The organism is Streptomyces adustus, assembly GCF_009377175.1.
Classification (GTDB): Bacteria; Actinomycetota; Actinomycetes; order Streptomycetales; family Streptomycetaceae; genus Streptomyces; species Streptomyces adustus.
In genome coordinates this window covers 1-12,845 of sequence record NZ_VJZD01000060.1, presented here as the reverse complement: position 1 = coordinate 12,845, position 12,845 = coordinate 1, and the positions used below count along the sequence as shown (strand labels likewise).

At 69.9% G+C, this 12,845-nt stretch carries 7 protein-coding genes; 3 read left to right on the top strand and 4 right to left on the bottom strand.

Going from position 1 to position 12,845, the window contains the following annotated elements; translation table 11 throughout:
- Window positions 1–4 precede the first annotated feature (4 nt).
- Entirely contained in the window at window positions 5–490 is a 486-nt protein-coding gene (locus FNH09_RS17280) for a peroxiredoxin (protein WP_152888818.1), read from the bottom strand.
- Between the two features lie 1,748 nt (window positions 491–2,238).
- Here FNH09_RS17280 and FNH09_RS17275 point away from each other — a divergent pair.
- Entirely contained in the window at window positions 2,239–3,126 is an 888-nt protein-coding gene (locus FNH09_RS17275) for an RICIN domain-containing protein (RefSeq protein ID WP_162468714.1), read from the top strand.
- Between the two features lie 430 nt (window positions 3,127–3,556).
- Entirely contained in the window at window positions 3,557–5,485 is a 1,929-nt protein-coding gene (locus FNH09_RS17270; protein ID WP_152888814.1) for a maleylacetate reductase and hydroxyquinol 1,2-dioxygenase domain-containing protein, read from the top strand.
- 22 nt (window positions 5,486–5,507) lie between these two features.
- On the opposite strand, the gene FNH09_RS17265 is transcribed toward FNH09_RS17270, so the two are convergent.
- The 3 genes from FNH09_RS17265 to FNH09_RS17255 all read right to left on the bottom strand — a co-directional run bounded on the left by FNH09_RS17265 (window position 5,508) and on the right by FNH09_RS17255 (window position 7,439).
- On the bottom strand, window positions 5,508–6,389 hold the full coding sequence (locus FNH09_RS17265) for a helix-turn-helix domain-containing protein (RefSeq protein WP_162468713.1): 882 nt from the start codon (window positions 6,387–6,389) through the stop codon (window positions 5,508–5,510).
- Between the two features lie 286 nt (window positions 6,390–6,675).
- Window positions 6,676–6,987: a replication initiation protein, RepL2 gene (locus tag FNH09_RS17260; protein ID WP_152888812.1), complete on the bottom strand. Its 312-nt coding sequence runs from the start codon at window positions 6,985–6,987 to the stop codon at window positions 6,676–6,678.
- The gene (locus FNH09_RS17255) at window positions 6,987–7,439 is read right to left on the bottom strand and encodes a MarR family transcriptional regulator (protein ID WP_152888810.1); all 453 of its coding nucleotides are present in this window, start codon (window positions 7,437–7,439) and stop codon (window positions 6,987–6,989) included. The genes FNH09_RS17260 and FNH09_RS17255 overlap by 1 nt, the downstream gene beginning before the upstream one ends.
- A gap of 1,124 nt (window positions 7,440–8,563) precedes the next feature.
- Between FNH09_RS17255 and FNH09_RS17250 the strand changes: the two genes are divergently transcribed.
- Entirely contained in the window at window positions 8,564–12,745 is a 4,182-nt protein-coding gene (locus tag FNH09_RS17250; RefSeq protein WP_152888808.1) for a S8 family serine peptidase, read from the top strand.
- Window positions 12,746–12,845: the final 100 nt, after the last annotated feature.

Here is a 12,845-nt window from a genome sequence, read left to right as displayed (position 1 = left end):
CGGTTCAGCGTCGGGTGAGGGTGGCGAGTTCCTTGGTGATCGTGTCGGTGTCCTGGAAGGTCAGTCCGAGGCGGGCGACGTGCTTCCAGCGCACGATGCCGTCGGCGTCGATGACGAACACCGAGCGCTTGAGGCCGAGGCCGGGCATCTGGATGCCGTAGGACTGGACGACCTCGCGGTCGATGTCGGCGAGCAGCGGGAAGCGCAGGTCGCGCTTGCGGGCGAACTGCTCGTGGCTGTCCAGGTCGCCGAAGTTGATCCCCCAGACCGTCGCCCCGAGGTCACGGAAGCGGTCCAGCTCGGAGGCGTACGAGCAGAGCTGCTTGGTGCACACGAGCGTGTTGTCGCCCGGGTAGAAGGCGAGCACCAGCGGGGCTCCGCGGTGGGCCGACAGGGAGAAGTCACGGCGTTCGACGGCGCCGTTGTCACCCAGCAGAACGCCACGGAGCGTGAAGTCGGGCGCGGGGGTGCCGATCTCGGGCACGGGCATGGGGGTTCCTCTCGAAGGGGAATCGAGGCCCGGCACGATCCGCGGGGCCGTCGGCGAAGCAATGTATGTATAGAACGTTCTTTCTTGTTCAAATGCCAGCCGTAGCCTCTCCTTGTAGCCGGGATCACACGGCTGGCGGGCCCGCGAACGACGGTGCGGCGGGCCCCGAGGAGGGAGCCCGCCGCACTGGTCGGTCGCACAGCTCGGCCCGAGCCCGCGGTCCCGGCCACCGTCCGCGTCACCGCGTCGCCACGGCAGTGCGCGTGGACCCGCAGGAACAGGTGACGGGCCTTCCTGGGGGCGTCCAAGACCACTTCGGGGCGCGACTCCGACCGTCGACCACAAGGAGAGAGGCGGCGACGCCCCGTGGACCTCGACCCGCACGGGCCGCCAGAGCTCTCGATGCGCAATACCCGGCCCTGCCGGAACGGAGTCGAGGCGGGCTCTGCCTCATCACGGGGAGGGCGCATGAGACAGAGCCCACCACTGACCGCGATGACAGCCGAGGAAGTACGGTTCGGCATCTCAACGCGGACCGTCGGGCGCGCCATCGACCGGATGAGCGATCAGATACGACCGGGGCCTTGCCGAGGCGGCGACCTGCAAGACCCTTTCGTACCGGCGCACGAGGCAGTGCGACACCGTCTGGCTGACGGTAGGCCCATCATCTGCCCCTGCCTGCTGCCGAGGATGTCGGCAGAGGCCCCCGAACTCGGTCGCCAGGGAACTGGCCCAATGAGCATGGCAGCCGCCGCCAAAGCACAGCAAGCCAACTGCGATCAAGCTGCCCAAAGGGGCAATTGCGCCATCCAGGGTGCTCGCGGACATCTCCCAGACGGCGGCCCTGGTACCGGAACACGGCAGGCGACCGCCGAAACACCGGCCTTCTCATCACCAGCCCGCGGGACAGCCCAGCGACTGAAGCGACCCTGATCCCCGACTCGGGCAGCACGTACGTCCGCAGGCACCACCCGCGATGGCTGCACATATCCGAACCTTGAGTCGCTTCGGTCGCTCCGGTGACCACGAAAGGCCCTCTGACCAGGGGTTCGCCCGGCGGCGAAGCAACCGCCCCGTCCACTTCCCATGGCCGCAGAGTCACTGACTCGCAGCCACCGCCTCGTCACATTCACCTCTCCGCATCCCCGCATCCGAAGCAATCGATCAACTCGGGAGACTCCGAGTCACCGCCGGATGACCGATTCGCCCATGACCGCTCCCCGGCACCAGCGACCGAAGCGACCCAACACCCGAACCTGCCCGGCCATCCTCGGCGCCCACCTCCAGCCGCCGCTCGATCGGATGTGCGACCACGGACCGGGTAGCATCTCACCTCGATTTCCCCAGCATCCGGCCATCAGGCCCACGTCACGGCCGTCCGCCTGCTCCTCGACGGTTCACCGAGCAAGAACGGCATCAGGCAGCCGGCCGACACACGTGAGTCGCAGATCACACGCCCCTTCCATGAACCCAAGCCCCGTCACCGCGGGTGCTTCGTGCGAGGGAGCGCCCATCCCGCTGGAAAGGAAAGCATGAAGCGACCACGTCTGCCCAGGCCGACGAATGACCTCCCGGTACGGGTCCCGGGGAGTGCCGAACTCGTCAGACGCGATACCGCGAACGCCCCGGACGACAGCGATGCCGCTGCTCCTGAAGCCGGGACGGACAAGGCCGACGACCTCACCCGCCGCACGGGTGCCGTCGTCCCCAGACTCGCCCAATACTCGTCGCTGGGGTCGCGAGGAGGCTTGAGCCGTTCCGCTGCGCACTCGTTCGACCAGCCGGAGGGCACCACAACCGGCAATGGAGGCACCGGCTTCGGCATGCACGACGAGGCGGCCCACACCTTCCAGGGGACTCCCACGGGTACGCGTTCGAACGAAACCCGTTCGGGCGGGGGCGCCGGGCTGACAGGATCGCGTGGCGCCATCGGGGTCGTCGGTGTGGTGGGACTGCTGGCGGCGGGCAGTGTCGTGGTCACCCTGGCGCTCACCGGCGGCCATCACGACGATCGCGCCAACGGGTCGTCCGGCAGCACGAGTTCCTCCGGACACAACCGGGTGGGCATCGACGGACTCGACACTCTGCCGACCCTCACCGGTGACGCCTCCGCCGACGGGGCGGACAAGCACGGTCCGGCCGTGGAAGCGACCAAGAAGTCACCCGACGGCAAAGCCGTTGGAGATCCGACCGCGACCGCGACCGCGTCGAGTACCGCCGGGTCGAAGGCGCATGTGCAAGCACCCGCGTCCGGCGTGCAGCTGGTCAGCCACTCTTCGAGACGCTGCATCGACGTCGCGGGCGGCAAGGCAGCTCGGGGGGCACAACTCATCATCTCGGCCTGCTCGCGGAACACACCCTCACAGCATTGGGTGTTCGCTGCCGACGGCACGCTGCGCGCGCTCGGCATGTGCGTTCAGCTCGCGGGCGGCTCGACCGACGACGGGACGGGCCTGGAACTGGCGCCCTGCAACGGCCGTTCCGAGCAGAAGTTCACACTCAACTCCAGCAACGACCTGGTCAACAGGCTGGCGGACAAGTGCGCCGATATCCGGGACAACGGAACCGCGGACGGCACCCGTCTCCAGTTGTGGTCATGCGCCGGGACGGACAACCAGAAGTGGTCCGCAGCGTGAAGCATCAGGCCGTTCCCCGAAGGCCCCCAAGGCCCCGCTGACCGCTTCGGAGCCCGGATCCCGCACATACTGAGGCGATTCGGCAGCCGGCCGTGGAGGCAGATCCTGCGGCCGGCCGTGTGGTCGGCGGGCTCGGCGCACAGGCGTGACCGGTCGGCGCGGCCGGATGCTCCGGGGACAGACACCGGCACGTGTCATTGCGGCGCGCTGAGCCGTCGAGCCGGCGATCGGGCCGATGAGTCCGTCCGAGGGCGCGGTAGGCACGGGGACACCTCGACCTCACGGATGTCGGGTCGCCGTAAGAGAGCCGTTGACGATGCGCGGTTCCTGCAGAGATTCGCGTCGATCGTGCAGGAATTCACCGGCACCCGAGCCGCAAGCTGAAGGGCCATCCCCATACAACCCGACCGAAGCTCGGAGGCGGCCCGCCATGCGGACGTTCGTTCACACATCCCATCCGGCACGAGTGGTCTTCGGGTCCGGAACCGTCGACCGGCTCGCCGAGGAGGTGCGGCGGCTCGACGGCAAGCGGGTCCTGCTGGTGTCCGGCCCCGGGCTCGAGGACGCGGCCCTGCGCGTGCGGGACGCGCTCGGGGACCTGGTGATCGCGGAGTTCGACGGTGCCGCCATGCACACCCCGGTCGAGGTGACGGAAAGGGCGCTCACCGTCCTGCGCGAGGCGGACGCCGACTGTCTGGTGTCGGTCGGCGGCGGCTCCACGACGGGCCTGTCGAAGGCGCTGGCCCTGCGCACAGACCTCCCCCAGGTCGTCGTGCCGACCACCTACGCAGGCTCCGAGGTCACCCCCGTCCTCGGCGAGACCCGCGACGGACGCAAGACCACGCAGGCCTCGCCCGCGATCCTGCCGGAGACCGTCGTCTACGACGTCGACCTCACACTCTCGCTGCCCCTGGCCATGTCGGTCACCAGCGGCGTGAACGCCATGGCCCACGCGGTGGAGGCGCTGTACTCCCCCGATGCCGATCCGGTCACCGACCGCCAGGCCCTCGACGCGATCTCACGGATCGCCCGGGCGCTGCCGCGCCTGGCCGCGGACCCGGCCGACCACGAGGCCCGAGCCGATCTGCTGCAGGGAGCGTGGCTCGCCGGTACCTGCCTGGCCACCGTCGGCATGGCGCTGCACCACAAGCTGTGCCACACCCTGGGCGGCGGCTTCGATCTGCCGCACGCCGAGACACACACGGTGATCCTGCCGCACGTGCTGGCGTACAACGCGCCCACCGCCCCGGACGTGCTGCGCCGCATCGCCGAGGCGCTCGACGTGCCCGACGCCGCGAGCGGTCTGTACGACCTCGTCGCCTCGCTGGGCGGGCCGACCTCGCTGCGTGAGCTGGGCATGCCCGAGTCCGGCCTCGCCGAGGCGGCCGAGGCTGCTGTCGCGACGCCGTACCCGAATCCGCGGGAGCTCACCGTCGAGGGCGTCGAGGAACTACTGACCGACGCCTGGAACGGGCGGCGGCCCAAGGGCCCGCCCACCACGGCCACCGTGCTGGCCCAGCTCACCGAGCAGGTCGTGGCGAGCTTCGCGCAGGCGCCCGATGCCCGTCTGCGCGACCTGCTCTCCGGCCTCGTGCGACACCTGCACGCCTTCGTGGCGGAAGAGGACGTCACCGAGGCGGAGTGGGCCTACGCGATCGACCACCTCACCCGGACCGGGCAGCTGAGCAGTCCGACCCGACAGGAGTTCGTGCTGCTCTCGGACGTGCTGGGCATCTCCAGCGCCGTGGACCTGCTGACCAACTCCCGCACTCCCGAGACCACGCCCTCCGCCGTGCTGGGCCCCTTCTACGTGGAGGGCCCGCCGGAGGCAGAGCACGGCAGCGACATCTCGGACGGCCTTCCCGGAACTCCACTGTGGGTGGACGTGACCATCGCCGACACGTCGGGTGAGCCGCTCAAGGACGCGGTCGTCGACGTCTGGCAGGCCGACGAGGACGGCTTCTACGACGTGCAGCTGCCCGACCAGGAAGGGCCCGTGCTGCGGGGCCGGCTGCGCACCGACGCCAACGGCCGGATCACCTTCTGGTCGATCCTCCCCTCCCACTACCCCATCCCGGGCGACGGTCCGGTGGGGCAGATGCTCGACGCGGTCGGCCGCCATCACTACCGCGCCCCGCACGTCCACTTCATGATCAGCGCACCCGGCCATCGCCGGCTGATCACGCAGTTGTTCGTGGCGGACGGCTCCCATCTCGACAGTGACACGGTGTTCGGCGTGAAGGACCCGCTCATCGTCCACTTCGCCCCGCAGAGCGGACCCGCGCCCGAGGGCCGCGAGGTCGACGGGGAATGGCGCCGGCTGGAGCACACCTTCCACATCGCCCGCATGGTCGACTGACCCGGGTTCGGCGGAGGCGGTCCTACCGCCTCCGCCGCCCCTCGCGGCGCATGGCGGCCGGAGTGGTTCCGAGACGGGTGCGCATCACTCGGGTCAGGTGCTCCTGGTGGGAGAACCCGCATTCGAGCGCCACCTGCCCGATGGGCGCGGACCCGGTGCGCAGCATCCAGCCGGCGCGCTCCAGTCTCAGTCCCAGCAGGTACTGGTGCGGTGAGCGGCCCGTGCTCGCGCGGAACCGGCGGGTGAACTGGCTGGGGCTGAGCGAGGCCGCGGAGGCGAGGTCGGCGACCGGCAGGGGTTCGGCGATCCGATCGTGGATGAGGTCGCGTACGGCTGCCAGCTGGCGGTCGGAGAGCCCGGGGTGCGAGGGCGCCGAAGCGGCCGGACGGGAGACGTGACGGCGGACGACCTGCGCGGCGAGCATGCCGGTCAGCTGGTCCGCGTAGGTGCGGGCCGACGGCTCCCAGTGGTGGACGACGGAGTCCAGTTCGCGTATGAGCTGCTCGGCCAGCGGATCGGTGACACCGAGCTCTTCGGCCGGCTCGACCGGTCGCCCCTCGTTGGCCTCGCGCAGCACCTGGTCGGTGAGGTAGGCGTGCACGGTGTCGAGGCCGCCGCCCAGTTCCACGCTCAGCTCTCTGCCGGCCGGCTGAAGGAACAGGCCGCCCGGCGTGATCGTCCGTGACCGGGTCGCATCGCCCTGACCACGTCGTACGGTGACGGATCCGTTGAGATGGAGGACGATCAGGTGGGTCGGGGCGGGCGCGAAGTCCGCCTGGAAGGGGTTCTCCCGCTGGGACGACACGTAGAGATCCGTCAGGCCGAGCCCGGCGCTGCTGGACCGGGGTCGTATCTCGGGCTGTCGCAGGATGCCGAGGGTGTCGGCGAGTCCCAGCTCCGGCACGGCGCTACCTCCTCAGGACACACGCGCCGTCCAGGTGTGACGGGCGCCATAAATGGATCGATCGATCCATTTATATTCAGGCTACCTCACGGCGCTCCGATCGCCGGTCCGCACACGCCCCCCGACGCCGCGGACCATCCGCCCGGGCGGCCGAGCCGAAGGAGGACGCGGGCGGACAGGACGGCTTCACACGGCACGGCCGCTCCGATTGCCCAGGGGTGAAGGATGGCGTCCTGAGGTGCGGACCTCATGTACGTGACGTCAATGAGGTCCGCTCCTCGGAACGTCATGTCGCGCGGCGGAGCGGGACGACGACGTTCTGGCCCAGACGCTTGGGTTCGAGGCGGTAGTACTTGATGTGACCGATCCTCTCGGTCTCCTCCAGCCAGCCGGCCTCGATGACCTGCTTGCGGGTCCGGCTGAAGACGGGCGCCGCCATGCCGACCAGCTTGGCCAGGTTGGCGGCGGTCTCGAGCACGGCGCCGGACCGGTCGGTCGGGTGGAGTGCGTACAGCATCACGACGAGGCGCTGATTGGCGCTCATGCCGGCTGTCTTCTCGAGCAGTCGGAGGTTCTCGTGCTTGTCCGCGTTGCTCATCACTGGGCCTCCCACCGCGCAGGTGCGGTCTCGTCGAATCCGGGGATCTCCGGCGGGTTGCAGGTCCTCACCGCTTCACGCTGCTCGACACCCGTCCCATGGAACGCGATGTAGGGGCTGATTCGGTAGAAGTTGTAGTTGCCGATCCGGCCGCGGACGATCAGGATGCGGTGTTTGGCCAGCTTCCTGTTGATTTTCCCGACTGCGTCGGTGGACATCCCCACCCGCTGGCCGATGTCCGCTCCGGTGGCCCGGAGCGGCTCCATCCCTTCGGGCGAGACTCCGATCCACCACAGCACGAGGAACTTCTGACTGGGCGTGAACGCCTTTGATTCCGTGATGGCCTCGACGCGCGCCTTGTCGACCTGTGTGTGCCTGCCCGAGAAGGCGTACGGCGCATAAGGGACCGGCTCGCCGGTGTCGGCGTCGACCAGTCTGCGTACTGCTCCCAAGGGGCCCTCCGTGCAAGGGGGGTTGCTGATTGGTGCGGGCGGGACGGCTGTGCAGCCTGTCAGATGAACCCAACGTACATGAGCAGGAAGTCGATCAACCCCGCCGGTCGGCCGTGTCGGATGCCGCGAAGGACATCGGCAGACCGCTGGCGCAACGTTCCTTCTCACGCCGACTCATGTACGTCACGTCAATCTGCCGCGTTCCTGGGATCGTGGTGCCCAGTTCCTGTGGACGTGGTGGCAGCCCTCAAGAACCGTGTGCCAGTCTCTGAGAACGTGGTGTACGGCTAAGGGAACCGCCACCACGATCCTGAGAACCGGGCACTCATGTCCGGCGATCGTGGTCTACGGCTGGCAGAACTGCCTCACGGTTCCCACGATCCGCTTGTCTTCGACTTATCCGCAGGTCAGATGGCCTTTGGAGGGCGCACTCTCTTACCTCATACAGGAGGCGCCCGAGTGCGGGTTCAAGCGGTGGTCCCGCGCACGTGACCGCTCACCGCCTACCGCTTTCCCCTGCCCTGGACTGCTCGGCCTCCCCGCTCCACTCACGTCCACCCCGTCCCGCATGACCCCGCCGGTGCCGCGGCTGCTCCTGAACCGGACCGCGGGCACGGGTGTCACGGACGGCCCGCACCCGAGCACGGACCCGCCGCTTTCCGGCGCGCACGGTGTCCGCCACGGCGTACGGATGCGCGCCGGAAAGTGGTGGGGCAGCGGGGTCCAGGGGCCGGCGAAGGCCCCTGGTACCACGCGCCGCCACCACCGTCGGACGCCCAGTGCTACGCAGGTTCCCGGGACGGGCCGTCCGTGACACCGGGGTGGGGCGGCTCTAACCGGTACCTGCCGACGGCGCTGCACCGGCAGGAGAGTTCTGCGCATCGCGGAAGCACGAGCACAACGCCTCGGGCGCGGCCGGTGTCCGGCAGGGTCCTGCCCGCTGTCGGGCAGACCATCCGCAACCTCGGGCGGAGTGTGCCGTACATGACGCGCCTTCACCAGGCAAGAATCGCCAGGTCTTTCTGGACCTCCCGGTGCGAACTCCGCCCGTATGTGCCGAGACCTGCCTCAGGGGCTCTCGGACGATTGCCGGGACAGGCCGGCGTCACGTATCACCTGCACCTATGCGATCTTCCCTCAGAAGTTCACTCGGCCTCGGTGTCGCCTTCACCGTCGCGGGCGGACTCCTCAGCGCTGTGCCTGCCGGGGCCTCAGCGTCCTCGCACGATCCCGAACAACGGGTCATCGTGCAGTTGGCGGCTGCTTCGGCGGCGGCCTCCCGTGGCCGGCTGACCCCTTCCGACACGGCCGCGATCGGCGAACGGCGCCAAGAGATCGGCGCCGAGCAGAAGCAGTTCCTGCGGACGGCCACGGACGCCGGCGTGCATCCTCGCATCGTCCGCCGCCTCCAACTCCTCACGGACGCCGTCGCCATGAGCGTCCCGGCGAGTGAGGTGAAGCGACTGTCCGATCTGCCCGGGGTCGCCTCCGTCGTGCCGGACACGGTGGTGCGCACGCAGAGCGGCGACAGTGTCCCGCTCGTCGGCGCACCCGAGGCGTGGAGACAGAAGACACCGAGCGGCGCGGTGGACGGCACCGGCGTCACCATCGCCGTCATCGACTCCGGCATCGACTACACGCACCCCGACCTCGGCGGCGGCTTCGGACCCGGACACAAGGTCGTCGCGGGCCACGACTTCGTCAACAACGACGACGACCCCATGGACGACAACGGCCACGGCACCCACGTCGCAGGCATCGCCGCCGCACGCGCCGCCGAGCCGGGCGGCATCACCGGCATCGCGCCCGGCGCCACCCTGACCGCCTACAAGGTCGTCGACGACAGCGGCTCGGGGTTCACCTCCGACATCATCGCCGGAATCGAGGCGGCCACCGATCCCGCCAACCCGCACCGCGCCGACGTGATCAACATGAGCCTCGGAACGGCGGGCGACGGGACGGACCCGCTGGGCCAGGCCGCGGCGGCCGCCGTCCGTGCGGGCGTGGTCGTCGTGGCCGCGGCGGGCAACGACGGTCCGAACGGCTGGACGGTCAACAGCCCGGCCGGCGCGGACGGGGTCATCGCAGTCGGCGCGTCAACCACCAATCTGTCGATGCCGAGCCTCTACACCAGCGGCGCCAAGCCACAGTTGCTGCAGTCCTATCGCGGCGCCCTCTCGGCCAATCCGCCGAAGAAGCCGGTCACCGCCGACGTGGTGGACATTGGCGCGGGTGGCCCGGACGACTGGCGGCGTGCGGGCGACGTACACGGCAAGATGGTCCTCACCTCTGCGTATGTTCCCGCGAAGACAGGTGAGTTGACGGCTGATCAGCTCTCGCTGAGCCGGGAGGCGGAGAAGCGTGGCGCGATCGCGCTGATCGGCGGCCCCGGTGGAGGTGACGCCGCTCCGCAGGCCGTCCCGTCCGAGCCGGGCGTGGCAACCGTCTCGCCCAGCGCCGCCTCCGCACTGCAGTCGGGTGACTCGCTGCGTATGGACTCGCTGGTGACGCTCGGCACGGACGAGTTCCAGTACGTCACCCTGCAACAGCGGCTGGCCAAGGGCCGGTTGAGGCTGACGCTGCACGGCACAGACGCCACCGACCAGATCGCCTCGTTCTCCTCACGTGGTCCCACGCCCCGTTTCGGCCTGAAGCCCGACGTCGTGGCACCGGGCGTGGAGATCCGCTCCACCGTCCCCACCGCGCTGTGGAAGCCGGGCCAGTACCGGATGTCCGGTACGTCGATGGCGGCACCGCACGTGGCGGGCGCAGCCGCGCTCCTGCGGCAGCTGCACCCTCGGCAGTCCCCCGGACAGATCAAGTCCGAGCTCGTCGGAACCGCCCGTCATCTGGACGACCTGCCGGTGACGACGCAGGGCTCTGGCCGTCTCGACGTCGTGGCCGCCGCTCGCAGTGAGCTGACGACCTCGCCCGCAACGGTCTCCTTCGGCCTGGCGGACCTGTCGACGACCACGGTGCGTGCCGCCACGACAGTGACGCTCACCAACACCGGGGACCGCAGCCTCAGGGCGTCGCTGACCGCCACCGGGTCCGCGCGGGTCAGCCCGGGCCGTGTCACCCTCCCGGCGCACGGGACGAACGAGGTGACGGTGACCCTGACGGCGGCCCGGCCCGCCGCGGACACCGAGCTGGACGGAGCCGTCGTGGTGAAGCCGGAGCGCGGCCCCCAGATCTCCGTGCCGTACCTCCTGCCGGTCCTTCACCTGGACACGCAGGCCTCCCCCGATCCGAGCGACGGGCACACCGTCGTGTACGTCGACAGCCCGACGGACCTCAAGGCGCCGCCGACGGTGACGGTCACCTCGCCGCGCGGGACGTCTCACACGTACACCGCGGTCTTCGACCACGACCACTGGTACAGCCGCGCGCTGGAGGTGTCGGACGCGGGTGTCCATCACGTCGAGACGCGGGCGACGACGGCCGGCGGACAGGTCCTGGTCGGGTCCGACTCGTTCGAGGTCACCGCGCCGGTGTCGGGCGTCGGACGCTGGCGGCCCGTAGGTCCCAGCAGCGAGTCGGGGACGCTGACCCAGATCCCCGGCCGGCCCGGTCAGGCGGTGCTGGTGCAGGTCGGCAAGGCCGGCGTGTGGTTCACCGCCGACAACGGCAGGACCTGGAGCGAGCGGGGCCGGCTGCCGGTCGCCTCCGCCGACGGCCACGGCAAGGTGATCGTCGACGCCCACGACCCGAACCGCTGGTGGTACGCCGTCGACGACTCGATCCTGGACCGGACGTGGATCCTGCGGACGGACGACCAGGGACTGAGCTGGCGACTGCTGGACACCACCACCGGCCTGCTCCAGGCGTTCGTGGCGGATGCCACGACGCGGACGCTGGTCGCGGTGTCCGAACACGGCTGGCAGGTCAGCAAGGACGGCGGCGCCTCGTGGCAGCAGTCGTCCACCGACATCGACGGCTTCGTGTCGTCCGCCGCGGTCGACGGTGACGACCTGTACCTGTCCACCGCCGGCGCTGTGTGGGTCCGCTCCGGCATGACCTCGGGCCTCCTCGGTCCCCTGCGCAGGATCTATCAGGGCACGCTGATATGGAACGTCGTCGCCGACGCCGGCACGGTCGCCGCGTACGTCGTCGACCAGGGAGTGATGGTCTCCTCCGACCGGGGAGCCACCTGGGACCTGACCCTGAACCTTCCCTACACGGGCAACAGCGTCAACGCCGATCACGGTGACCTCCTCATCAGCGCGGGCAGTGACAACGTCGCCTACATCAGCCACGACCACGGCAGGACCTGGGGGGACTTCCCGCTCCCCACACGCAAGACGGTGCTGGACGACTACGACCGCTGGCCCGACGGCTCCGTCACCGTCTCCTCCGAGGGCGACGGCCTCTACCGCAGTACGGCGGACGGCAGCGGCTCCCACCGCATCGGGGTCCAGGGAGCATCCGTCAACGCCCTGGCGGTGAGCGGAGGCAATCTGCTGGCCGCGACCAAGATGGGCATCTTCCACACCGCGTTGCCGGTGTCGTCCCCCGAGTGGGGCCCTTCCGACGCACCGGGAGCCTACGACAGCGTCGTCACGCAGGTGACTTCGGGCGGGAAGGGTTCCAAGGTCGCCTGGAAGGTGGTCAATTCCTCCGTCACAGGCGAGTTCCACGTCGAGCGGAGCGACGACGGCGGCCGCACCTGGCAGGAGCGGGGGACCTACTCCGGCGCCCCGTTGTCCCTGCTGGCCGACCCCGCGGACGCCGACCGGGTGTACGTCTCCTTCTCCCGATTCGACAAGTCCGGCCTCTACACCACCGACGACGGTGGCTCGTCGTGGCGCGTGCTCTACCAGAGCCGCGGCTACAGCGCCCTGGCAGCCGACCCGGCGAAGTCCGGTCGTCTGTGGCTGGGCGGTCCCGACGGACTGTTCCGCTCCGACGACGGGGGCGCCACGGTCACCAAGGTGGCCGACGGCCTGGTCTCGGCGATTGAACTCGACGGCAGTCGCCTGCTCGTCGGCGGCAACGGCATCAGGCTCAGCACCGACGCGGGCCGCACCTTCCGTACCGCCGACACCGGCGGGCTTCCCACCCGTGTCATGGATCTCCAGCGGGTGGGCCGGACGCTGTACGCCGCCTCCGGCCGCTACTCCTCCAGCGGGCTGCTGAAGAACGGCCGGGGCGTGCTGCGCAGCACGGACGGCGGAGTCACCTGGGACAATATCTCGGGTGGGCTGGAGTGCACCGACGTCACCAGCCTCGCCGCCGATCCGAACGGCAAGACGTTGTACGTCGGGACCGTGAACGGCGGGGTGCACCGTCTGGACCTGCGGCACTAGGGCAGGGCCTGCGGCACCAGGGCGCGGCGCGGACCGGGTGACGAGACACGCAGGCCGTGTCCGTCCTGACCGCCGATCGGGGCCCGACCCGGCTGTCAGC